Below are 24,198 nucleotides of genomic sequence, written 5' to 3'. Positions count from 1 at the left end.
ATTCATTGGGAGACCTCAAGCTTTGGTTTCGTTACCTTTATCTTGTGGTTTCCCTTTCTTTTTTGCTACCCCTTCTCACTCACATAAGGCGTATTATGTATTCACCAACCATTTACCGATTATCCGCTCCATACAAGTTTCTCTTTCGGTAAAGCCAAGTTATTTGTAAAATTGGATAAAATCATCTGTAAACAAACATGATGACCTTGCAATGTGTCTAATAAAATTCGCATCATTGTGCTAGCAATTCCTTGGTGACGATCAGGTGTAAATGTCCAAACATCCATTATGTAAGCATTACAAATACCAGACGCTCGTTCCTCGCTAACGCTGCGCTATCGCTAACGCTGCGCTATCAGATAGTCCGCGAGCAATACTTATAATCTGATCGCCTGTATAAATAATGCAAGTGGCAGAACTGTTGGCAAACGATGCTTTGAGTTGTTCAGCACTTCCACCGTTATCGAATTTATCTTGACTGAGTGTAGCTTTCATCTCCTCCCAATCAACATTTTCGAGATCGTGTTTGGATGTCACCATTGCAGCAGAGAATTTGATAGATGTTGCAGTCAACAAATTAAGAATTTATGACACAGCAAGCTGATTCAAGTCAGATGGTGTGAGATTGGAGTGTACTACTTGACCATCACGAAACCAAACGATGCGCTGGGTTTGACGAGCAACTTCTGGTTCATGAGTTACCATTACAACGGTGATTCCACTGACATTGAGTTCGCGAAAGATGTCTAACACTTCTTCGGTTGTGCGCGTATCAAGGGCGCCAGTGGGTTCATCGGCTAAGAGTACTACAGGACGGTTAACGATCGCCCGAGCGATCGCTACTCGTTGTTGTTGTCCACCAGATAGCTGAGTTGGTTTGTTGTTAAGGCGATTTGCTAAACCGACTCTTGTCAGTGCAACTGTTGCGCGATCGCTTCTTTCTTTTGGGTTGACATTAGCATACACCATCGGCAACATCACATTTTCTAAAGCTGTTAATTGGGGCAATAGGTGGAATTGTTGGAACACAAACCCCAGTTTTTTATTACGGATGTGTGCCAATGAGCGATCGTCCATTTGAGCTACATCGAGGTTATCTAAGTAATAATGTCCGCCTGTGGGACGGTCTAAACAACCGATAATATTCATGGCTGTGGATTTACCAGAACCTGAAGGCCCCATGATTGCACAATATTCGCCCTGTTCCACAATTAGGTTGACATCATTCAGCGCTCGTACTTCTGTTTCGCCACTACCATAAATCTTGAAAATGTTTTCTAGTCGAATGATTGCTGGTTTCGGTACAGGATTAGGAACCAGGGAATCGGTAATTGAAATAGTGTTTGTCATAAGGAAATAGGTAATCTTAAACTGGGAAGAGAGTAGCTTACCAGTTGTCACTATAGTAACCACTGTCGCTCTGAATATAAACGCTTACCATTTTCTGACGACTACCCTACCAGAGAAATTGATCATGAAAGTTGCTGGAGAGAATCAGGTATTGACGACGATGCAGATACTTTTCTCTCATGGTGATCGCACGCACAGATGGCCGCCTCGCACACGAGGAGGTCGCGGATATGGTCAGCTACTTCTTGTCGGTGCCTTCTTCGTTACCAGCAGTTTCCACCTGATGGACGGCGGGCGGCTACACGGCGCAGTAGCGATCGCAGATTCTTTCTTGTTGGGCTGAGTCTGCAAAATCAGAAGTAGCACAAATTGTTTCCAAACATCTTGCACTTCAAAGTAAAACCTATGTAATTTAAAATAGAAGAATATTGTTATATCAACTTTTAAATAGGACTTACGTAAAAAAAATCTCAAACTCTTATTCCTCCGTGTCGCGCCAGTTGCTTCTCCTAAGGGAGACGCTGCGCGAAGCAAGATCCCCGTAAGGGTACAAGTCGGGGAACCGCATCGCCCTTGGCGTCTCCCCTTCTCCCAAAGGGAGAGGCTAACGCCAAGGGAGAAGGGCGCACTGGCTTCTCTGCGTCCTCTGTGGTTCGATTTTCCCTTACCTGTGCATAAGTCCTGTTAAAGTCTGGTCTGGATTCTCATATAGCAAATCGAACTATTACTGTACTTATATCAAGTCTGGTTTTACAATTAACAAAGAAAAACCAGTGTGCAATTAATTATAGGCGAAAGTAAAAGGGACTGGAGATTGCGTAAAGAGCGGAAAAATTATGTAATTTGCTTTGACCCCAAACATATTTTGGAACAAATTTCCCAGTCCCAAGTCCCCAAGTTCAACGCAAACAACGAATCGCCTCTAATAGACCTCTAGCTTTATTCAACGTCTCTTCGTATTCTTTCTCTGGCTCAGAATCAGCCACCAAACCTGCACCGGCTTGTACACTCACCGTATTATCATGCACTACCATTGTGCGAATTGCGATCGCAGTATTTAATTGTCCTTCAAAATCGTAATATCCATACACACCCGAATAAACACCCCGACGACTAGACTCTAACTCGTGGATAATTTCCATCGCCCTAATCTTAGGTGCGCCGCTTACCGTACCTGCTGGGAAGGAAGCTTTCAGTAAATCCCATGCTGTTTTATCAAGTCCTAATTTACCCACAACATTGCTAACAATGTGCATCACATGGGAGTAGCGCTCAACTACCATTAATTCGTCAACTTTGACGCTACCACTTTCACAAACACGCCCCAAATCATTCCGCCCTAAATCAACAAGCATTACATGTTCGGCAATTTCTTTGGGATCTTCGAGTAAATCCTTAGCGAAGGCTGCATCTTCATTGATGGTTTTTCCTCGTGGACGCGTTCCTGCAATCGGACGTACCGTTGCTATCACTCCACCATGTGGATCAGTTTCAGCTTTCACCATCACTTCGGGACTGGAACCGATGATTTGCCAATCTTGGAAGTTAAAGTAAGCCATGTAAGGCGAAGGATTTATCTGACGTAGGGAGCGGTAAAGAGCAAAGGGGTCGCCTGTGTATGGTGTTGATAGTCGCTGGGAAATTACTACTTGGAAGATATCGCCTGCTTTAATATGTTCTTTTGCTTTTTGGACACTAGTACAAAAATCTGGGCGGGTGAAGTTGCTAGTGTATTCCTCTGCTCCCCTGCTCCCCTGCTCCTCTACTCCCCTGCTTCCAGGCGGTTTCCATTCCAATCTGGTTTTTTGCGGCGATAAGGGTAAAGATAGCTTTTCGAGCATTTGGGTGACGCGATCGCCAGCTTGTTGATATGCTGCTTTTAAATCTACTTTGGGGTCACGTAAATCAGCATAAGCGAGCGCCCAAATTTTCCGCTTTACCTGGTCAAAAATCAATAGGTGGTCTACCTGCATCCACAACCCATCAGGGATATTTCGCTCATCTGGTGGATAAATTGGCACGCGCGGCTCAATCCAGCGAATTAATTCATAGCCCCAAAACCCAAATAACCCGCCAATTCCTGGCGGTAGCTGTGGTAACTTAACTGGGTTATAAGGTGCTAAACATTCGGCTAAAGCTGTAAAAGGGTCGCCTGCAAAAACGACCTGCGAACCATCGCGGTTTGTCTGTGTCGTGCGATCGCCCCTTGCTTCCAAAACCCAAACTGGATCACAGCCCACTAAACTATAGCGTCCTAGTTTTTCTCCGCCTTCTATCGATTCCAACAAAAAGCTATAGGGTTGACCTGCACATACTTTATACCAAGCAGATACGGGCGTATCTAGGTCTGCCACCCATTCTTGATATACCGGGACAAAGTTGCCTTGTTGCGCTAAGGTGCAAAACTGGGAGAAATCTGGAAACATCATTATTTTTCAAAGGTAATTGGTAATTGGTAATGGGTAATGGGTAATTATTTTTCTTACCAATTACCCATTACTAATTACCCATTAGCTACTAACAGCTAGTTATGGTGCATCGTAGGTATAAACACCGCTAAACTTAAGTTTAGCTGGACTGGGGTTTTGTCCGATCCGACGGTCTACATAACGCACTATGTCACGACCTTGCTTCACCTTTTCGGGGAATTCACCATCAGCTGGGTGAATTAAAGTGGTTTCTCCATTAGGTAAAATCCGGTAAATTTTGTAATCTGTAATTTTGAGTTTCCGGAGTTTCTGACCGCCCAAAGCGATGCCATATTCTTTACGAGCTAAATACAGCACGTTTTCACCTTTTTGCATAATAGCGGCACCACCTGTAGGCAATTCAAATACTTGCTCTTTCGGGCTAGTCCAAGTGATAGCGTACTTTTCTTCCACTTCTGCTTTCTTTAGCAAGCCACCAGTGCTGCCAGCAAATAGCGGGGTTTGTCCAGAGAGTGTTTTTTCTGCCATAAAGTGTTCTCTCAACGTTTTTAGGGAATCCTAACATCGCAACCAGGATCATATTGCGATCGCGTCATAGACTGTAACAGTTTTTAGTTTTTTAGTCATTTGTCATTAGTCAAAAACCAATGCCCAATGCCCAATATTATTTACTCTTGACTTTTGTCCGCTTTTCCTCATAGCTACTCTGAACAATCGGTATGGTGAAGTGAAACTGACTACCCTGGTCTTTGCCAGTTGACTCTGCCCAAATTTCCCCACCCCAGCCATTAACAATTTGACGGCAAATTGCTAAACCAAGTCCAGTTCCGCCAGTGGTGCGGCGTAGCGCTCCCTCTTCTTGATAGAAGCGGTCAAAAACGACTTCTAAACGATTCGGTTCAATGCCGCGTCCAGTGTCAGCTACAGTCACCTCGACCATTTGATGGCTGTTCTGAACTGCTTTAATAGTGATTTCTCCTTGGGGTGGTGTAAATTTACAAGCATTATCTATGAGTTTTGCCAATACCTCTACCAGCCAATCACCATCAGCTCTAACCAAAGGTAAGTTTTGGGCAATTTGAGTTTTGATTTTGGGCGGCTTTTCCGTTGAGGAACGCGTGCGATTGCGGCTAAGTGATAAGTCCACACACTCTTGTAAACTCAGGGATTCTGGATGCCATTCCACCCGACCGCTTTCTAAGTTGGAAAGTGTAAGGAAATCTTGTACCAGTTTTCGCATCCGCTCTGAGTCGGAAAGAGCAGTGTTGAGCATGACCTGCTGCAACTCCAAGGGCATATCCGGCTCACTAGCAAGACTTTCCAGGCACACTTGAATTGTGGATAGGGGGGTACGCAGTTCATGTCCAGTAATGGCTATGAGGTTGCTGCGGGTGCGGTCTAGGGCTTCTAGCTGCTGGTTAAGTTCTTCTAGGTTGGCGTAAGCTTCCGCTTGGATGAGAGCTGCTCCCACTTGGGTAGCGATCGCTTTTACCAAATCTAATTCCCCAGGTTGGCACTCGTGCGGTGGCATTCGGCAGTAATGCAACTCCACGATGCCCAATAATCGCCCCTGATAAAATACTGGTTCCATCAGCCAAGAACGAATGGCAAACTTTTTGGCAATCAAGGAAAGTCCCGGCGAATCGGTAACACGAGGGTCAATCAGCGTATCGCTTACACAAACACCTTCGCCTTGTTCCACTATGTCCTGAAAGAGAGAATTTTTCTCTAACTCCCAGGTTTGCCCACGAACAGATAAAACACCAGGAGTCAAAAACTCGTGTTCCATTATGGCTTGGCTATCTGTGGCTTGAGCGCGGTAAATTAGACAGCGACAAGCTTCTAGGTGTTGTCCTAATTCTTGTGCCGCCACCTGGAGAACTTCGTGAGGATCGAGCGATCGCCGAATGGCAGTGCTAATCGTATTGACTAATCGTTCTTTACGTGCCTGAGCAGCAATTGAACGGTAGGCTTTGTGCAATTTGTACTGGCTAGCTTGCAAATAAGTTAGTAAGCGCTGCACAAAGGGATCAGTATCGATATCACAAGCATATTCGTTGATCTGTTCTGCTCCAGAGTAGCTTCGCGGCTCTTTGATGCCAAACCTTTGGCATCCCTCCTCAATTTTGCTTGCTAGTTCTGGTTTATAAACCAAAATTCTGTCTAAAAGCAATTCGGCTGCTTTGAGGCTAACTCCCCTTTCCGATGTCCAAATTCCCTCAAATCTTCGCGCTGCGTCTATATCCAGATTTGGGCTTAGTTCCGGTAGTTGCCTGTTTTTGGCAATAGAACCAAGGCTTTCCCGGCAAACCAGACAAGTCGCGTAATTGTCAGCAATCACTATCAAATGCCACTCTTGACTTAAGCCATCATTTGGCTCAAAAGCTACCCTTTCGTAGTGTTCTGAACTATTGGTAAAATTGGTAAAATCAGTTTCTGGAGCAGATAATACGTATACTTGATTACTTCGTAAAGCTAGTCGCTGGTAGCGATGAGCTTCTTGGCGGTAGAATCGCTCTCGCTGGAAACTAGCAATTACAAGGGGTTGGGCTAAAGTCCCAGCCAAAACTTGATCTTCCATCGCGTGGGAGAGCGCCGTTAGTGAAGCCTTAAAATATAGCTGGGGCCGCAAGTAGGGTAGGGACTTTAGCAGATCACTCAGCACAGAAGTTGAAATGCTCATGAATTATCGTTTAACGCCCAATCTCAACAAGATCCACCTCACAGCTGCATTGTACAAATTACAAGGGGCTTTCAAGTTAAATAGACTAGTTGCAATATGTAAAGAACGCTAAAAAGCACTTTTCACCAACGTAAACGCAACACTTTGTTACTAACTAGCAGGAGCGTGTACAGTTTCATTTACAGAAAGTCGGCTTGTAGTCCATCTCTTCTAGGGGTGGAATCAACCGCTCGACTTGGGGCATGGGGCATGGTTTTTTCCAATGCCCAATCATCCAATGACCCTGAAATCCCACGCCTTCAGGCAGTAAGATCAGGTTAAAAAGATGTTTCAAATCATCAGCTACTACGCCCAATATACATTCTCGACTAGCTTTGCATATGCTTATACAGGTAAAATCTTTCAGCACTAAGTACCAAAAAATTAATTACTACTAACCACTGATAATTGATTGATAGTCCATGCGACTTTACCTACATTGTATTTACGCTCACTAAAGAAATTTTCTTACCCAAAAATAATTACTGCTACATTCACATAATTTAATCACTAATTATGGATTAAATTTAATCAATTAATTATTTATCATAAATTTGTCTAATCGAATACCAAAGAGATTTAAGACAAAATCGTATAATGGTAGGGAACGAATGCTCTCTACATCCAACAAAAACTGTAAATTTCGCCTTTTTGCTGAGTATACTAGATGTCTTGTGTCTTGAGAAAGTTGAATGACTAATGAATTATCTCAAAATCCTCAGTTATGACTCTTGACTTTAGACTTATAAAATATAAATTTCTCAAGATTTGCTTATATGGATTTGAACGCTGCTATTTTGTCAACAGTATGTAAGGATTACTTTGGCTAGAATAGCTCAAACGAGTTTTAGAGAGCGGATTTTTTCGGAAGTTGTGAGTGTCAGCGACCTCTACTCGGAAGACCACAAAAATCTAGACCTGTACACGGAACTTTGACTAATGACACCGGATACGCTATTGACCCCGGAAAAAATTTTCCTGGATGGAAAAACTTTTATTCCTGCCGAACAATTACCAATCCCGGAGTGGCCTTGTGTTGTGAGTCAAAGGCCACAACCGACACTGACGGTAAAAGATGATGATTTATTTTTTGTAACAGATACTATTGGGAACATTTCTGGCTGCTCCCTCAACGATGGCAATCCCAGTATGGGACTGTTTTGTTGTGATACAAGATTTCTCAATCGCTTGGAGTTGCAAATTGAAGGGCGATCGCCTATACTCCTCAGTAGCACTGCTGAGAAAGGGTTTTCACTCTCAGTTTTGTGTACCAACCCCAGAATCGACGAACGCCTGAAAGCCGACACTGTAGGAATTCGCCGGGAAATCGTGCTGAATGGGGCACTATTTGAAGAAATAGAGATATCTAACTACAGCACAACTACCGTCAGTTTTGAACTAAGCATCAGCTTTGATGCAGATTTTCTTGATTTATTTGAAGTCCGGGGCTATGACAGAGAAAAACGAGGTAGGCTTTTACGTCTAGCGGAACCGACGGCTGAAGAAGGAACATTATCTCTGGTCGATGGCGTTTTGCCTATACCCAAAGAGCCACCATCTTTTAGGGAAGAATCTTTAACACTCGCCTATCAAGGTCTGGATGAGTCGGTGATGGAATCCCGTATTCTATTTCAGCAGCGGCAACCAAACTATTTCAAGGGTTACACTGCGGTTTGGCAGCTAGAGTTGGCTTCTCACGAAACTCAAAAGCTGGGCTACCGAGTGAATATGTTGAAAAACAACCAGTCTAGTTCAACTGTGAGCGCAGCTTTCACCTTAGGACAGGCGAAAGCTGCTGAGTTTATGGAGAAGCAAAACTGGGTACAGCAAATTACACGCATTAGCTCAGATAAGAATACCTTCAATCGAGTGATTGAGCGGGCTGAACAAGATATGTATTTGTTGCGCCAGTCTTTTGGTAAGCATAAGACTGTTTCTGCTGGAGTGCCGTGGTTTTCTACACTATTTGGACGGGATTCGCTGATTACAGCTTCCCAAGCCCTGATGTTAAACTCGCAAATCGCTAAGGAAACCCTGATACTACTGGCGACATACCAAGGTCAAATCGACGACGAATGGCGCGAAGAAGAACCAGGTAAGATTTTGCACGAGTTACGTTTGGGAGAAATGGCTCGTTGTCAAGAAATTCCCCATACACCTTACTACGGTACAGTTGATGCCACTCCGCTATGGCTGATGCTGTATGCTGAACATTATGCTTGGACTCACGATCAAGAACTCTTAGAGCAACTTTGGCCGAATGCTCTAGCAGCAATGGAGTGGATCGATCGCAATACCAAACAAACCAGCTACCTCAGTTACTTCCGTAAATCCAAACGCGGTCTTGTTAACCAAGGTTGGAAAGACTCTGGCGACTGTATTGTAGACCACAAGGGAGAATTAGCCAATGGCCCAATTGCCCTTTGTGAGGTGCAAGCTTATGTCTATGCTGCAAAAATGCGCCTAGCAGAAATAGCTACGATGAAGAAGCGGCTTGATTTGGCAGATCGTTGGCAAGAAGAAGCTAGAAGTCTTAAGGTTCGTTTTAATCGAGATTTTTGGGTGGAAGACCAAGATTTCTGCGCTTTAGCTTTGGATGGAGATGGCAAGCCAGTAGACAGTATTACCTCAAATCCTGGTCATTGTCTACATTTGGGCCTCTTCACACCCGAAAAAGCCTATAGTGTAGCAGAACGCTTGCGGGCACCAGATATGTTTAATGGTTGGGGCATTCGTACCCTGAGTAGTTTGTCACCTGCCTACAATCCAATGGGCTATCACATTGGTTCAGTTTGGCCCCATGATAACGCTTTGATTGCAATGGGATTGCGATCGCTTGGTCTTATCGATCAAGCCCTAGAACTTTTCCAAGGTTTATTCGACATGACTAGTCGGCAGCCTTACCAACGTCCTCCAGAACTTTTTTGCGGCTACGAACGGAACGGTGATAATGCCCCTGTGCAGTATCCAGTTGCCTGTACTCCCCAAGCTTGGGCTACTGGTAGTATCTTCCAACTGCTGCAAATGATGGTTAACTTGGTGCCTGATGCTCAAAATAACTGCTTGCGAATAATCGACCCCGCTTTACCAGAATCGATTAATCGCCTGTCTTTTCATAATTTGCGAGTCGGCCCCACCATCCTCGATTTAGAATTTGAGCGTTCTGGGACTACGACTGCTTGTCGCGTTGCCAGAAAACGGGGCAATCTTCGGGTAGTTATTGAAGCTTAGGAAGAGTCGGGAGTGGGTAATTCACCACTCCCTATTTTATGCTTAATGCGATCGCTCGGCAGTATAACGACAAAGTAGAGTAATGGCTATTAACAGCAAAGGACGAAAATTGTTATATTTTTCTATTGCACCAATCTTAAGTCTACTTCCTTGTTATATTCCCGATAAGCGATCACTTTGCAACGGATTCGTTGACCAACTTGTGGGCACAAAGAAGTGTCTGTCGGTAAACCAGATGAATCATAATCGGGTTTCGTAGCAATATCTATAATTCCGCTTAGTTTATAACCGTCGATGAGTTTATAGCCTAAATACACGAAAACACCAAAAGGCTTGACAATTATGACCTCTCTATAAAATTTGTGCTCAATAGGAAGATTATGCTTTAACTTGTCCCACTGTTTATCTATATCACTCATACGCCTTCTGGAATAGAATACCGTTGTTGGGCTGCTGACTGCGACCAGAGAATTTAAAACTACTGCCCAGTAGCTTCGCTGAGTGCTTCACGAATTATCTCATCACTTACACCATGCCGTTTCAAGCTCGCAATCAATGTCGAAACAGTATCACCCTCAAGTCGCTCAAGATCAGATCTAAGTCCTTGTCCGATGTAAGCACGGACTAATGGCTGATAACCAGAAAACCCCAACAATGGTGCTACTCGCTTCAAATCCTCAATCACATCTTCGGGAATGCGAATTGTCACTGTCGTCATTGGACGATTTTGATCAAGTCGCTTTTTTAAGACTTCAGCTTTCATAATATTCACGTTCCTTGCGCGTTGCTTTCCGAGCCGAGATAATCCGAATCATGTCGTTTTCACGCTCAATGTAGACGACGTAGAGAAGATTCCATCGTCTGTCCAAGCCAATCACAGCATCCCGCTCTTCATCATTCCGGCTTGCATCAACCACCACTAGAAACGGATCGAAGAAAGCTTCTACGGCTTGCTGAAATGTTATGCCGTCATGATTGCTAGGATTAATCCAAGCTTTCTCCTCGTTCCAAATAAAGGTGATACCATTAAGCACGAAAAAAACATCCATACCTCATAGTCTAGGCAAGATGTATTTACGTTGTCAATACGCTTTGCTATAAAAACTTACAGTTACAATCCAGTACTTAATCGTCAAGTGGACAACACAATGTTAACTTACCAATCTACTGACGCGATCGCCTCAAATTCAAGGATGGTTATAAATTTCTGCTAAAAGATGGGTTAAGGATGTAAAAGCAACAATTATTTACACCAAAACTGCTAGTTCCTAACTTTTAGAGGATGTTTGAAAAGTATTGTTATTAACATCAAAACTTCAGAAACCTAACCCCCCGATTAAGCCTTCTCTACAAGGTAATGGGGGTTTCAAAACCTTTTTTCCTATAGAGGAGAGGAATAAAGGCGGGGTTTTGAGTATACTTTATGACTTTTCAAACAACCTCTTAAGCTTCCTCTGAATTTTCTCTTTTTTGTCCTGGGGATGCTTCGTAAAGTGCATCGAGATGTTGACGCGCATCTTCAACGTTAATCGAACGCATTACCAAAAGTGGCTCTTTAATTAAGTTACCCGTGCTATCTAATAACTCTGGATGGGGTACAAACTGTTTTTTTGATGAATAATAACCATAGTTGCCTTGATGATTCATTGCCGAGGAATTCGTCGGGTAAGTTCGATCCCGATCAAAACTGAACATGATCAGGTTACGAATTAAGTTGCCAACAGCTATAAATGCAAGGATTGTAAAAGCAAGAATGTAAAGCAGGTGTAACATTAGATTTTCCTCCAAAACAACAATTTTTAAAACTTTATTTTGTAACGCTTTACTTCGCCGATACTGTGACTCACAGTTAGGACAAGTATTTAACGCGCTCTTTTACGTGCGCTTACATTTATATGGAGCTATTTGTCAACCGTTATTCAACTTACGGTAACATAGGATACATTATTTTGTTAATCAAAATAATGTTAATAAATTGTTAAGATTTTTGTACTATCTCTTTAACGACTGATCTAGCATTTTGTCGTTAGACATCGCTAAGTAGTCTGCAAAAATTTAGCAAATGCTCCCATCTGCTGCTTAGACTTCACGCCCTTGACGGTAGCGCATTGCCACATTCCAGCATTCTGTTACTAGTTGATGCCAAGGCATTATCGTTGCCATATCAATCCCGACTTGTTTATCAGTTGCAGTAAATAGCATCTTCGCCGTATTTAGTTCATCTTGCGCTTGCTTAATCCGCAAGAGCAAGTCAGATTGCTCTTGGTCACTCATAAATGATAGTTGCTCAGTTTCGAGTAAATGGCGCGATCGCGTAAACCAATGCTGAAAATCTTCTAATAGAGGTTCTAAAACCGTTTTCAGCAACTCAGGCCCTGGTACATTTGAGTTTGACATAAATGAGAACTATATTTCCAACTTGCTTACTAATATTAACGTTCTTTATGTTTCTTAACACTTTTATTATTTCTCTCATAATTCAAAAGAGGTGAAAAGATGTAACAAAGAACACATAATTTATTATATAGTCTTGATATCGGGTTTGTACACTTCCTTTGGAGAGGCATCTATAGGTATAGCTGACACCGAGTTGCAATTTATCAGATAATTTAGCGATCGCCTGGAATCCTGAGTTTGACACTCAGCTAACCCCTCAAAAATTTATCTTCATCCCCAATCAGAAATTAATTCAGTAGTTGGAAGAGAAAGCCGAACTGGCAAAAATCAAAGTCGTTATAGTTGAATAAGCCTACAGATTCAGATAAATCACCTTTTGTAATCACTTCGTCAATGGTTCAGCAGCCAATGTCGCCAAATTCATCAAATCAGTCAGAACAAGTTGAAAAAATTTATTTACCGCGTACCAGCGAATCGGAGAACTTAAAAAAGATTCGCCACACTGCTTCCCATGTAATGGCAATGGCAGTACAAAAGCTGTTTCCCAAAGCACAAGTTACAATCGGTCCTTGGATTGAAAACGGTTTTTACTATGACTTCGACAATCCAGAACCATTTAGCGAAAATGATCTCAAAGCCATTAAGAAAGAGATGGTGAAGATTATCAATCGCAAACTCTCAGTCATTCGGGAAGAAGTCAGCCGCGAAGAAGCCGAAGGCCGGATTCAGGAAATTAAGGAACCTTACAAGCTAGAAATCCTGGGAGATATCAAAGAGGAACCAATCACGATTTACCACGTGGGGAATGAATGGTGGGATTTGTGTGCAGGTCCTCATCTGGAAAATACCAGTGAATTAAACCCGAAAGCAATTGAATTAGAAAGCGTTGCTGGTGCTTATTGGCGTGGGGATGAAACTAAAGCCCAACTTCAACGCATCTACGCCACCGCTTGGGAAAGTCCAGAACAACTCACTGAATATAAGCGACGCAAAGAAGAAGCGTTGCGTCGAGATCACCGGAAACTGGGTAAGGAACTGGGATTATTTATATTTTCTGATCTAGTGGGGCCGGGTTTACCTTTGTGGACACCCAAAGGCACTCTGTTACGCAGTACTTTAGAAGACTTCCTCAAGCAAGAACAGTTAAAACGGGGTTATTTATCTGTAGTAACGCCTCACATTGCCAGAGTAGATTTATTTAAAACCTCTGGACATTGGCAGAAATATAAAGAAGATATGTTTCCCTTAATGGCAGATGATCAGGAATCAGCTGCACAGGAACAGGGCTTCGTTATGAAGCCGATGAACTGCCCCTTCCATATCCAAATATATAAGAGTGAGTTGCGCTCTTATCGGGAACTACCGATGCGACTGGCGGAATTTGGTACTGTTTATCGCTACGAACAATCAGGGGAATTGGGGGGTTTAACGCGGGTGCGCGGTTTTACTGTGGATGATTCTCACCTGTTTGTCACCCCAGAACAGCTAGATAGCGAATTCCTCAATGTGGTGGATTTAATTTTGTCGGTGTTCAATAGTCTGCAACTGAAGAACTTTAAAGCTAGACTGAGTTTCCGCGATCCAGCCAGTGATAAGTACATCGGTTCTGATGAAGTTTGGGACAAAGCCGAAGGTGCAATTCGCCGTGCAGTTGAAACCTTGGGGATGGAACACTTTGAAGGGATTGGAGAAGCGGCTTTTTATGGGCCAAAACTTGACTTTATCTTTAGTGATGCTCTAGATCGGGAGTGGCAATTAGGAACTGTACAGGTAGATTACAATTTGCCAGAACGGTTTGATTTGGAGTACGTCGCCGAAGATGGTGTTCGCAAACGTCCAGTAATGATTCACCGTGCGCCTTTTGGTTCACTGGAACGGCTAATTGGAATCTTAATTGAAGAATATGCGGGTGATTTTCCTTTGTGGTTAGCGCCAGTGCAAGCTAGATTACTGCCAGTGGGTGATATACAGGTAGACTTTGCTAAAGATGTAGTGACGAAAATGAGAGCGTTAGGCATCCGTGCAGAAGTTGATACTAGTGGCGATCGCTTGGGTAAACAGATTCGCAATGCAGAGAAAGAAAAAATACCCGTGATGGCAGTGGTAGGAGCTAAGGAAGTAGAAACTAACACTTTGAGTATCCGTACCCGCGCTTCTGGAGAATTGGGAGTTATCCCTGTAGATGAGGTGGTGGATAAGATGAAGGATGCGATCGCTAAGTTCGAGAATTTCTAAAATCTAACCGCAGACGCACACTAATCACAATTGGTGTGCGTTTTGTTTAGTAGGGTACAGAGGCTAGTACCGCAAGGCAAAAGTCAAAAGTATTATGGAATGGGCTTTTTATATCAAGTTCGGATGATTACTTATAATTAAGCTGATCTGGTTTTTGGCCACCAGTGGTAGCAAGTTATATCATGTCCGCTTGATTACTTATTAAACCCCAAGAACCCCACCAAAGCGTAGCTGTCTCCCCAAGGCTCATTTATAATTTTAATTTTTCACTGCATCTGGAAAGTCAGAAAGTATCACAGACAACAAAACCTTTCTCAATCACCGCACCCAAGAAAACTTTTTGAGTTATTCAAGATTGATAGGATTGATTCAAACACTTGTGGAATCTCCTCTTCCTAAACAGACTGGACTTGCATAAATTACTATCAACAATTTTTGACTGAGATCATGAACCGCTTTACCTCTATTTTGCTCGCCGGCTTGATAGCATCTGCATCAGCTTTGGGTATTTCTCCAAAAGCGGATGCTAATACACGAGTGGATTATCTTGCTGGGTTAGATAGCTACGGCTATCAACACAATGATGATGGTTACTACGAACGTCAGAGTCGTCATCACAGAAATGATGATTATGAACGTGAGAACGATCTTCTCAACATTCGTGACAATAACTATCGGTATGAGCGCGAAAATTATCGCCACCATGACCGCGATTATAACCGTCGCTATGAGCGCGAAAATAACCGCCGCTATGAGCGTGAAAATAACCGTCGCTATGAGCGTGAAAATAACCGCCGCTATGAGCGCGAAAATAACCGCCGCTATGAGCGCGATTATAACCACCGCTATGATCGCAATAACATTCGTAACATTCGTGATAATAACAACCGCTATGAGCGCGAGCGTGACTGGGGTCGTGGTTAATCCTCCGCCTTCATTTATTAAGCTTGGTTCCAGGTGAACTGAGCATTGATTCTAATTGGCGGTAGGAAAGACACAATCTTTTTTTCCACTTATTCCAATATCTGACTTTTCACTCTTATCTAGAAAACCTCGCTTCCATTCCCTAGTAAGAAAGCTTGCTCAGGGATTAGGTTTAGCGTGAGCTTTTCTATATAGCAGTCCTAAATCACTCGTGAAAAGTTAGATCCCCTACTTCTTGGATAAGTCGGGGATCTAGACACCGCGAATGACGTGAAAAGTCAGCTTTTTATTAAATAAACAATTTACCCTCAGCCTAGAAGTCTCTTTCTTAATTACAAATTACGAATTACACCCGATTCTGGGAAGTATGTTTGGGGGTTAAAATTATTTAACCCAGCATCAGCTAGTAGGGAAGGCTTTCCGTCATATCCATCATCAAGGGCAGCAACGATACCGTTAATCTGCCAAGCTTCCAGATGAAGCTGAGGCTGTTCTTTCGCACTCACCCAAGGCAGGGCACGGAGGAGAGTCAACAGCAGGGTAAAGGGAAAAAGGAAAAAGGGCGACGATCGCTTTTTAATTATGTGCAGATACATTTGTATAGTTTGTATCGCCTACTAATAACGCAAGTTGTCGTATTATTGCTTCCCCCGCACCAGAAACAGTAATTGAAACTGCCTTTATTGTCGAAACTACTCATCACGAATATCGCGTAATTTCCATGTGGGAAGAAAATCCGGAACCATTCCTCAATGATCCAGCTTTGTTACCCTTCGGGTTCGGCAGTTTCGACTCGACGGGAACCGCCAAGACTCGAACTGGTTCACCATTAGCAGTGGGAGAATTACCCCAAGAAGTGCTAGATGGATTGAAACTCTCTCTTTAGAACAATTAGAAAATCTCAATGAAGCATTGTTGGATTTTCAGGCGATGCCTACGGCGGTAAACTACGCGGATTTAGAAACCTGGTTTAGTACATTAGACGTAGGAGTGAAAATGACGTAGATACAATTTATGAATTATGCCTACCAAGGATTTCGGGCAACGCATAATTAATTTCACTCCTATGTCTCTTAAATGAATTTTTCCATTTGAGCCAATGTCTGATGGCGCTAAGGGAAAAATAGTTTCAGAAGAACGAAAGCGAGTTGAGCTTGTTAGTTTGCCACATTATAGTTCAATTAACTTGAAGCCCCAAGGTTTGAGAGCCGCTTCAGCTATTTCTGAATTTACACCTTCATAAGCCTCCCATTCCAACGGATGCTCTTTCGGATGTCCGTCGCCGACATTACCTGCAACTTTGATGATCGGACAGTTGGCGATGCGATCGCGCTCCAACCCTTTTGGCACTACTAATTCGATTTTGTGACCAACAAACTTCGCTGTACTTTCATTAGCTACAGATTCACGGATTAAACAAATATCACCAGCAGTCCCCCAAGTCGTTTGGTAGATGTGGAGGAACGATATATAGGTTTGTGGTTTGATGGATCTTTTTAGAACTTGCATTATCTGTAATCCTTACACTATGAGCGAAAAATCATATGAGTATTTTCTATCACCTTCGTAGGCAAGAATGTTTTTAACTCACATTTTGCACCTAGCCCAGGCGATTAGAAACCGCCTGGTGGAATAGATGTGAAGCTCAACAGGGCTATTTCATTCTCCGAAAAGCCCGCCTCAGAATGAATTCACCAGTCTAATAGCGAAAGTAGTCTTTAGACAACTGAGAAAAGGTTATATTCTGTTAAAACAGACTTTGCTCGTTCCTAGTCAAAGACTAGAAATGCCTAAAATAGGGCTGCTGCCTCCTACACAAGCGGCAGCAGCCCAATGAGGTGTATTATCCCATTTCCTTCTTAGACCTAGAAACGAGATAACAAGCGATGCCTACGGCGGACTACGCTAGATGTGAAACTCAAAACACGATAATCGCCCACATACTAACTCCCAAAGCGATCGCTGCTAAGTGTTGCCAAAGGAGCGATCGCACTGGTTGCTTGGCAATTTTTTGCGTTAATAACATAGTCATCAACACTGAAAAAATTATCGTTGCACCTTGCAAAAAGGCAATCACAGCCGGGTGAGCAACCAATATTGGCAATTGTTCACCACTCAAACCAAGAGTAGCAAAAGTAACGGGAAAAATTCGCCCACCTTCGCCTAAGCCCAAACGCAGATAGTGAGCCAAGTTTCCCCCCAAAACTAATGGTAGATAGCCATAGGCAAGTTCTACAAATGATCGAGGCTTACGGTTAAAGTTGAACACTTGGAGCAACCCATAAGCTGCAAAGGTAAAAATTGCTGGGATAATTAACACTAAGAGTGATAATCCGAAGTGCTGCCAAAATTGAGTTAAATCCAGTTGTAACCCCAACCAAGATTGCAATTCTGGCAAGCGATGCAGATATATCCCACCCAACAACAAAAACAATAATGCTACTTCATAGGTGCGGGGTACATGAGTTGTCCACAGTTCAATTCCAGGGGGACGTAAGTTGAACTCAACGGAACGATGGGGACAGGCTTTCAGGCAAGTCATGCACAGGACGCAATCTCTGTTATCTTCTAACTGCGCTGGGTGCGAGTATAAAGGACATCCATTAGTTTCCATCCCTTCGCCCTTTTGCGGTCCACCTTTATAGCACTGATACGTGGTACAACTGGCAGAACAAATACCTTGCTGTGCCCGGAGTTCCGTCATTGAAAGTTTGGCAAATAAACCATTCATCCCGCCGATGGGACAGAGATACCGACACCAAAACCGCCGCTCAAAAAGAGCAGAGAAAATCATTGCCCCAGCGGTAATTAAGAGCAGCAAACAAGCGCTAAGATAGGCAGTATTTTCTAAATGCCAGAGTTCTTCCCATAAGAAAATTAGGGAGAATAAACCAAACATGAACCATCCACCCCATTTTTCAGCTTCTTCTCTCGGCCAGCGCTTGAGTTTTCGAGGCCACAGCCAGAGAGATAACTTTTGGGTAATTTCCCCGTAAATCATGAACGGACAAACAGAACACCAGATACGTCCCAAAAAGGGAAAGAGAAATAAGAAGAAAGGCCACCACCAAGCCCAAAATAGATTTAATACGAAATTGCGATCGCGCGTTTGCGGGCCAATAAATAACACTGCAACAATAATTGCAAAAGCCGTTGCAGTAAAACCATAGTTAATGCGATCGGGCCACCAGGGACTACGTAAAAACCGCCGTAAACGGGGATAGGCATTTAAAAGATTCACCCGAAATCGTTTTTTCTTTGTTTCGGCTGGCCAGAAAATTTCTTCTGTTAATTCATTCGCACCCTCCGCTTGCACGATCGCCCTTTCAACCAGATTTTTCAATTCCTTGAGGTTACCAGGAAAATCATAGGACTGGAGGCGACGCAAAGCTTCTGGGGTGATGTGCGGTTTCGGAACGCCTCTAGCTCGAATGTAGAGACTAGTATAATATTCAACCTGTGCCTGAACATCGGTTTTCCGCACCCGGAGCGGTGGTACTTTAATAATGTGACCAACAGAACGTTCAATTGTCGGCTGAGTTTTTTCTGAAACAATCAGAATTCTGGCTGTATTGGGGCGAGGTTCAGGTGCTGCTTCTCCCGAACGAGCCACGGGGATATATGTGCCAGTTTTGAGCAACTGCGTCACGGGAGGTAATAATTCTTTGGGCAATTCTTGAATATTGTTGAGAACTAGAGTCCCTTCTCCCAACCATTCCAACAGTCCTGGTTTACCGCCTGCGCGACCGAATAAATCTGCACCGCTCGTTTGGAGAATAGCACAATTTACTTTAATAATTGGTTCTCGCCGTTTTGGAGAACCAAAGTGGATCAGGGCTGCTATATTGTCTTTTTCTAACCCTGGTTCTCCAAAAATATCCACTGATTTGCGGTCAGCAGCCGATAAACGAATTTGTTCCCGCAGCCGCACAGCATAGCGACTTGTACCGATAATTCCGCGTTGTGCTTTGGTGACTAAATATGGTCGCAAAGCAATAGAACGTTCTTGTTCATAGCCAAGTGCAGATGTCACCTCAGCTAATTCTTGAGCCAATTGGCGGGAAAAAGCCAGAGCAATGTCGGGGTATTGGGTGACTAATTCCCGAAATTTAGCAGCAGGTACAACCCACAAATGACATTCAGTTACCGTAGTAATTGTGAATGGACTTAATTCATCCAACAGCAATTCTTGGAGTTCAATCACTGCTCCGGGGAGGAATCCACAGGCTAAAGCTGGGTTGGTTTGATTGGTGCTATTGCTTTCAAGTTGACCTTCTACAAGAATATAAAGTGCTTCTGAAGGAGTGCCTTCGCTAACTAAGTCAGTTTCGGCACTTACTACTTGTTCTTCAATTACTTGAGCGATCGCATTTAACACTTCAGGCGAGAGAATTCCTAAAGTCGTGCGCTCTTGTAGCCATGTAACCGTTTCTGGAGATGTCATATTAAGTTCTCCGTGTAGGCTGCTGTATAACAAGAATTATCTCTTGAAAGCTGGTTCAAAATATCTGTGTGTGGCGATGCATGACAAGTTATCTCATTGTCCGTCCATATACCGATGATTCCGTATTGGATTATGGCGTCACGACCGCCTCAGTGAAGTTGTGAGTAGTATTAAATATCTGGTTCTTGCAGCCATCGGGCGACCCTAACCGCCAAAACTTCACCTAAAATTGGAAACTCAATTGATTTTTTTATAGCTATTTTTGACTTTTTTTTCTTTTGTGCTTGCTTGTTGAAAGAGTGTGGATATTCTAAAACTACTATAGACAAAGAATTTTTCTATTTATATACAAAGGTTAGAAATGAAAATACGGTTATAAAAGCGGCCTTTTGATACTAACTATAAGGTTTTCGTACATCAAATAAAGCTGTATATTTGCGCTGTAAGAATAAACAAAAAAGAAAAAATGATTGACTTTAGCCTCACTCAAGAACAGCAGATGTTGCAATCACTTGCGCGTGACTTTGCTCAAAACAAAATTGGGCCTATTGTTCAGATAATTGAAGAGTCTAACAATCTAGAGATGGAACCTTGGGATTTCTGCAAACAGATGTTTTATAAAGGGGCTGAATTGGGATTCACATCCTTGATGGTTCCAAAAGAGCTAGGAGGTGTGGGTGGAAAGTGCATAGACTTGGCTATAGTGTTAGAAGAAATAGGCGCTGTTGATGTCAGCATTGCTTGTAGTTACTTTAATCTCACCGCAGCGATGTCGCTGTTTGTCAGCAGAGCAGCAACCCAAGAACAGCAAGAACGAATACTATCTTTTGTCAAATCAGGAAAACCACATCTATTTAGCGCCGCAGAGAGTGAATCTAATGTCGCCACCTCCGATTTGTTCTGCCCGCTCCCAGATCCCAATATTGGGATGAAGACCTTTGCAGCACGTGAGGGCAATGGATACATCCTCAATGGAACAAAATCCTCGTTAGTCACAAATGCTGGAATTGCAGATGCCTACTTTATCATTGCCCGTACAGCGATAGATAAACCATTGCGCGAAAGTTTGTCTATCTTTTACGTTCCAACAGATACACCTGGGATTAAGTTTGGTAAAAAGACACAGATGATTGGTTGGAAAGCTTCGCATCATGCTGAGATTTGCCTGGATAACGTCTTAGTCCCTGCACAAAATCTGATTGGACAAGAAGGGGAAGCAGGAAAACTACTGATGTTGGTTCCAGAAGTAGCTATTGGGCTGGCAGCTTCTTATGTTGGTTTAGCTCGTGCTGCTTATGAGTATGCTTTGAATTATGCCAAGCAAAGAGTTAGTTGGGGTCGTCCGATTATCGAACATCAGGCAGTAGCTTTAAAATTAGCAGAGATGATGATTAACACCCAGGCTGCACGACTGGTAGTATGGGATGCTGCCCGTACAACAGAAACTTCTCCCCAACTTGCCGCCACAGTCAAAGCACCAGCCGCCAAGACTTTTGCAGTGGATGTTGCAATCAAAAACGCACAAACAGCAGTTGAAATTCTTGGGGGCTATGGGGTGACAAAAGAGTGTTTGGCTGGCAAGTTTCTTGCTGATGCAACTATCGGGTATTCCTGTGACTTTACGCGAGAAGTCTTGCGTCTGGGGATTGTGAATTTTTTGTAATGGATTGAGGAATAGCTAGTACCGCAAGGCGGAAGTCAAAAATTAAAAGTCAAAAGTCAAAAGTATTATAAAATGGGTTTTTTAGGGCTTTTAAATGGTTGCTCTATTTACGCCTTGCGGTACTAGTTACTTCCAATAGCGGGCGTGCCAGGACGATATCTCATACCAAGTTGCCCCTTCTGTTTAATCCTGACTGATTTTTCCCCTCTTGGCAAAAAACTGGGATGCTCCCACCTGTGTTCTATCCAATTAAAAACTGTTGTAACTTGGCATTAATCACGTGCAGCTATTGCATACTAATATCGGGGAATTGATCGGGAGAAATTATGGCAATTTATCTAGACTCGGCGCTCGCATCTGAAGCTGAAGTTGTTAAGCTTTGGGGATGGGTGAAAGGCATTACAACAAATCCCACGTTGTTGGCTCAAAGCGATATCCCACCAGAAACTACACTCAAAAAATTGGTTGCCTTGACGAATGGCCCTTTATACTATCAACTTGTGGCATCTGATAAAGCCGGGATGCTAGCTGAAGGTAGAAAAGCTTTCGAGATTATTGGTTCAAAAACAATTTTAAAGATTCCTGCAACACCGTTAGGTTTTGAAGTGGTGGCGAGTCTATCCTCAGAAATTACTTGTTCAGTGACAGCGATTTACAGTGCAGCACAGGCAGCAGTAGCACGGGAAGCAGGTGCTAAAATTGCCATAGCTTATGTAAATCGCGCTACGCGGTTGTTAGGTGATGGTATTGCCTTAATCCGGGATATGGCTAGCGTCCTCCAAGGCAGTGATACTGAAATCTTGGCAGCTAGTATCAAATCTCCCGAAGAAGCAGCCGCCTCATTGCAAGCCGGGGCGGATCATTTGACTTTACCACTGGCAATGTTGCAGGCGATCGCTACTCATGAATTTTCACAAAAAACTGTTGAAGAATTCGCTAAACGAGGCATCGGCTTAACGATTTAAATATTGTGTAATAACGACAATTTAGGCATTAACAGCCAGTTACGTTTATAAATTCAGTCCTACTTTCTTGAATCTTGAATCATCGAATTTACGATGTTTAAATTTTGGATAATGGAATTGTTGGCGGAGCCTCTTGTAGAGAATAGGACTTACGCAAAAACCCTCTCAAACTATCATTTCTCCGTGACCTCTGCGTCCTCTGTGGTTCGTTTTCCGTTACCTGCGCGTAAGTCCTAGAGAAGATTCTTGCGTTCCATTATTTAATGCATGTTTGAGAGCAAACGAATTTAAACGTGAGAATAAATCTATTATCCAAAATTAATTGACTTATCAAGTGACCTGATTGCTGGGGTCAATCCAAAATCCAAAATTCAAAATTGCTTGACTCATGATACAAATTTAAAAAAAGAATACGACATATAGTTAGGTGAAAGTCACTCTGGATAAGACTTTCTTAATCCAAAATCTAAAATCTAAAATCCAAAATGGTATGAGTTTGTCAGATATCCCGAATCTCTGGGTTCCTTTAGCACTTTTAAGTTTAATTGTCCTAGCTGCTATATTTTTTAGTCGCAGTTAATCTGTGACAACTCCAAGATTGAATTACTACCTTCGCAGTGCAAAATTAGCTAATTCCTCTACTTCTCTTTCTCTATGTTCTTTGTCTTGAAAAGTTCCGATCGTCCCTTCAGTCCTCTTAAAAATCTCACCGTTCGTGTTTTGTAAAAAAAGCAGAGAAACGGCGTTTGTGTCGGGCTTGTAGACTCATACTGAGCAACACACAGGCAAATATGGCGGTTGAAAGCAGCACTACACTGGCTCCAGAGGCGATATCGAGGTAGTAGCTGAGGTAAATCCCCACAAAGGAAATTGCGGCTCCTAAAATGCCAGAAATAATCATCAGATAACCAAAGCGATCGCTCACTAATCGGGCAATTGATGCTGGAATTACCACTGCTGAAATAATTAGTGTCACCCCTAACACATTCAGTGTTGCCACCAGTAAAGTTGCCAACATCAAAGCAAATAAAGTATCCATTGCAAAAACGGGTACACCGTGAACCTGAGCAACTTCTCGGTCAAAACACCAAAACAGCAATGGGCGATAAAACAAGAAAACAAGACTCAGTAAGACTATCGTCACACCAGTCACCACCCACAAATCATTAGGGGAAACCCCCAATACATTGCCAAACAAAGCGGCTTCAAAGTTTTGGCTAAACTTACGATAGCTACTGATTACAGCTACTCCCAAAGCAAAGCTAGCAGTTGTCACAATCCCAATCGCTGCATCCGAGTAGACTTTGCGTCCAGTCAGATATTGAATCAACAGGGCAGCTGCAAAACCCCAAATACCAGAGCCAATGTAAAAATTCAAGCCCAGTACATAACTCAGCACAGCTCCACCCAAAATTGCATGAGATAGACCGTGGGCAATGTAACTCATCCTGCGAGTTGTAATATAAACTCCCATAATGCCGCATAATAGCCCCGCCATCATGCCTACTAAAATCGCACGGCTAAAAAATTCATAATGAAAGGGTGTGAGTAAAAAATCCATATAAAGTATTTAGAATTGCTGAATTTGAGAATGAATTATATAACTTTTAACTCATCTCAAAACCTGATTCAATCGTCTGACCCGCGCCGAATTCAAAAAATCGCGCCGCAACCTCACTATCGATCAAGGAGGTTGACTCATTAGTGCAAATTAGCTTAAGTTATTTAGATAATATATGATATTTATATACTACGCCTTATGTGAATTAAGCCACAGGATGCTGTTCAAAAGTAAGAACATCAATACCAAAACGCTGGCGCAGAAAAATACGCAGAGT

At 42.9% G+C, this 24,198-nt stretch carries 24 protein-coding genes; 8 read left to right on the top strand and 16 right to left on the bottom strand.

Annotation, left to right across the window (positions count from 1 at the left end; all coding sequences use genetic code 11):
* Positions 1-324 precede the first annotated feature (324 nt).
* Both V7K21_RS26630 and V7K21_RS26625 read right to left on the bottom strand, forming a co-directional pair.
* On the bottom strand, positions 325-540 hold the full coding sequence (locus V7K21_RS26630) for a hypothetical protein (protein ID WP_335178547.1): 216 nt from the start codon (positions 538-540) through the stop codon (positions 325-327).
* 45 nt (positions 541-585) lie between these two features.
* Positions 586-1,350, bottom strand: a complete 765-nt coding sequence (locus V7K21_RS26625) for an ABC transporter ATP-binding protein (protein WP_273763093.1) — start codon at positions 1,348-1,350, stop codon at positions 586-588.
* Between the two features lie 124 nt (positions 1,351-1,474).
* On the opposite strand from V7K21_RS26625, the gene V7K21_RS26620 reads away from it, so the two are divergent.
* Complete coding sequence (locus V7K21_RS26620; protein ID WP_335178545.1) at positions 1,475-1,693, top strand: hypothetical protein; 219 nt, start codon at positions 1,475-1,477, stop codon at positions 1,691-1,693.
* A gap of 556 nt (positions 1,694-2,249) precedes the next feature.
* Here V7K21_RS26620 and trpE read toward each other — a convergent pair.
* The 4 genes from trpE to V7K21_RS26600 form a co-directional block, all read right to left on the bottom strand.
* Positions 2,250-3,779 (bottom strand): anthranilate synthase component I, encoded by a 1,530-nt coding sequence (gene trpE, locus V7K21_RS26615; protein WP_335178543.1) that lies wholly within the window; start codon positions 3,777-3,779, stop codon positions 2,250-2,252.
* Positions 3,780-3,878: 99 nt separating this feature from the next.
* Complete coding sequence (locus V7K21_RS26610) at positions 3,879-4,307, bottom strand: photosystem I reaction center subunit II PsaD (protein WP_335178541.1); 429 nt, start codon at positions 4,305-4,307, stop codon at positions 3,879-3,881.
* 136 nt (positions 4,308-4,443) lie between these two features.
* Positions 4,444-6,462 carry a DICT sensory domain-containing protein gene (locus V7K21_RS26605; RefSeq protein ID WP_335178539.1) on the bottom strand — a complete coding sequence of 673 codons (2,019 nt, stop codon included), beginning with the start codon at positions 6,460-6,462 and terminating at the stop codon, positions 4,444-4,446.
* Positions 6,463-6,637: 175 nt separating this feature from the next.
* Positions 6,638-6,817: a hypothetical protein gene (locus tag V7K21_RS26600; protein ID WP_335178537.1), complete on the bottom strand. Its 180-nt coding sequence runs from the start codon at positions 6,815-6,817 to the stop codon at positions 6,638-6,640.
* A gap of 623 nt (positions 6,818-7,440) precedes the next feature.
* Between V7K21_RS26600 and V7K21_RS26595 the strand changes: the two genes are divergently transcribed.
* On the top strand, positions 7,441-9,732 hold the full coding sequence (locus tag V7K21_RS26595; RefSeq protein ID WP_335178535.1) for an amylo-alpha-1,6-glucosidase: 2,292 nt from the start codon (positions 7,441-7,443) through the stop codon (positions 9,730-9,732).
* A gap of 122 nt (positions 9,733-9,854) precedes the next feature.
* On the opposite strand, the gene V7K21_RS26590 is transcribed toward V7K21_RS26595, so the two are convergent.
* The 5 genes from V7K21_RS26590 to V7K21_RS26570 form a co-directional block, all read right to left on the bottom strand.
* Positions 9,855-10,049 (bottom strand): hypothetical protein, encoded by a 195-nt coding sequence (locus tag V7K21_RS26590; RefSeq protein WP_335178533.1) that lies wholly within the window; start codon positions 10,047-10,049, stop codon positions 9,855-9,857.
* Between the two features lie 161 nt (positions 10,050-10,210).
* On the bottom strand, positions 10,211-10,495 hold the full coding sequence (locus V7K21_RS26585) for a hypothetical protein (RefSeq protein ID WP_335178531.1): 285 nt from the start codon (positions 10,493-10,495) through the stop codon (positions 10,211-10,213).
* Entirely contained in the window at positions 10,485-10,781 is a 297-nt protein-coding gene (locus tag V7K21_RS26580; protein WP_334833877.1) for a BrnT family toxin, read from the bottom strand. Before V7K21_RS26580 ends, V7K21_RS26585 begins: the two co-directional genes overlap by 11 nt.
* A gap of 394 nt (positions 10,782-11,175) precedes the next feature.
* The gene (locus V7K21_RS26575) at positions 11,176-11,505 is read right to left on the bottom strand and encodes a DUF2973 domain-containing protein (protein ID WP_335178529.1); all 330 of its coding nucleotides are present in this window, start codon (positions 11,503-11,505) and stop codon (positions 11,176-11,178) included.
* Positions 11,506-11,811: 306 nt separating this feature from the next.
* Positions 11,812-12,129 (bottom strand): DUF2605 domain-containing protein, encoded by a 318-nt coding sequence (locus V7K21_RS26570; RefSeq protein ID WP_335178528.1) that lies wholly within the window; start codon positions 12,127-12,129, stop codon positions 11,812-11,814.
* Positions 12,130-12,522: 393 nt separating this feature from the next.
* On the opposite strand from V7K21_RS26570, the gene thrS reads away from it, so the two are divergent.
* Together thrS and V7K21_RS26560 are read left to right on the top strand one after the other, a co-directional pair.
* Complete coding sequence (gene thrS / locus V7K21_RS26565; protein ID WP_335178526.1) at positions 12,523-14,364, top strand: threonine--tRNA ligase; 1,842 nt, start codon at positions 12,523-12,525, stop codon at positions 14,362-14,364.
* 480 nt (positions 14,365-14,844) lie between these two features.
* Positions 14,845-15,288, top strand: coding sequence for a hypothetical protein (locus V7K21_RS26560; RefSeq protein ID WP_335178524.1), 444 nt, complete (start codon positions 14,845-14,847; stop codon positions 15,286-15,288).
* A 332-nt stretch (positions 15,289-15,620) separates the two neighbouring features.
* Here V7K21_RS26560 and V7K21_RS26555 read toward each other — a convergent pair whose 3' ends face one another.
* Positions 15,621-15,884: a hypothetical protein gene (locus V7K21_RS26555; RefSeq protein ID WP_335178522.1), complete on the bottom strand. Its 264-nt coding sequence runs from the start codon at positions 15,882-15,884 to the stop codon at positions 15,621-15,623.
* A gap of 125 nt (positions 15,885-16,009) precedes the next feature.
* On the opposite strand from V7K21_RS26555, the gene V7K21_RS26550 reads away from it, so the two are divergent.
* Positions 16,010-16,174 (top strand): hypothetical protein, encoded by a 165-nt coding sequence (locus V7K21_RS26550; protein ID WP_335178520.1) that lies wholly within the window; start codon positions 16,010-16,012, stop codon positions 16,172-16,174.
* Positions 16,117-16,293: a DUF4351 domain-containing protein gene (locus tag V7K21_RS26545; RefSeq protein WP_335178550.1), complete on the top strand. Its 177-nt coding sequence runs from the start codon at positions 16,117-16,119 to the stop codon at positions 16,291-16,293. The genes V7K21_RS26550 and V7K21_RS26545 overlap by 58 nt, the downstream gene beginning before the upstream one ends.
* A 165-nt stretch (positions 16,294-16,458) precedes the next feature.
* Here V7K21_RS26545 and V7K21_RS26540 read toward each other — a convergent pair whose 3' ends face one another.
* From V7K21_RS26540 to V7K21_RS26530, 3 genes are all read right to left on the bottom strand, one after another.
* Positions 16,459-16,797, bottom strand: a complete 339-nt coding sequence (locus V7K21_RS26540; RefSeq protein WP_298914865.1) for a hypothetical protein — start codon at positions 16,795-16,797, stop codon at positions 16,459-16,461.
* A gap of 409 nt (positions 16,798-17,206) precedes the next feature.
* Entirely contained in the window at positions 17,207-19,732 is a 2,526-nt protein-coding gene (locus V7K21_RS26535) for a cyclic nucleotide-binding domain-containing protein (RefSeq protein ID WP_335178518.1), read from the bottom strand.
* Between the two features lie 170 nt (positions 19,733-19,902).
* The gene (locus tag V7K21_RS26530; protein ID WP_335178515.1) at positions 19,903-20,061 is read right to left on the bottom strand and encodes a hypothetical protein; all 159 of its coding nucleotides are present in this window, start codon (positions 20,059-20,061) and stop codon (positions 19,903-19,905) included.
* Positions 20,062-20,198: 137 nt separating this feature from the next.
* On the opposite strand from V7K21_RS26530, the gene V7K21_RS26525 reads away from it, so the two are divergent.
* Both V7K21_RS26525 and V7K21_RS26520 read left to right on the top strand, forming a co-directional pair.
* Positions 20,199-21,395, top strand: a complete 1,197-nt coding sequence (locus V7K21_RS26525) for an acyl-CoA dehydrogenase family protein (RefSeq protein ID WP_335178513.1) — start codon at positions 20,199-20,201, stop codon at positions 21,393-21,395.
* A 326-nt stretch (positions 21,396-21,721) separates the two neighbouring features.
* Positions 21,722-22,360, top strand: a complete 639-nt coding sequence (locus V7K21_RS26520; RefSeq protein WP_335178510.1) for a transaldolase family protein — start codon at positions 21,722-21,724, stop codon at positions 22,358-22,360.
* 706 nt (positions 22,361-23,066) lie between these two features.
* On the opposite strand, the gene V7K21_RS26515 is transcribed toward V7K21_RS26520, so the two are convergent.
* Positions 23,067-23,921, bottom strand: coding sequence for a metal ABC transporter permease (locus V7K21_RS26515; RefSeq protein WP_335178508.1), 855 nt, complete (start codon positions 23,919-23,921; stop codon positions 23,067-23,069).
* Positions 23,922-24,198 lie beyond the last annotated feature (277 nt).

Source organism: Nostoc sp., from assembly GCF_036919595.1.
Lineage (GTDB): Bacteria > Cyanobacteriota > Cyanobacteriia > Cyanobacteriales > Nostocaceae > Nostoc.
The sequence above is the reverse complement of the archived record's forward strand: the minus strand, read 5'-3'. Positions and strand labels throughout refer to the sequence as shown.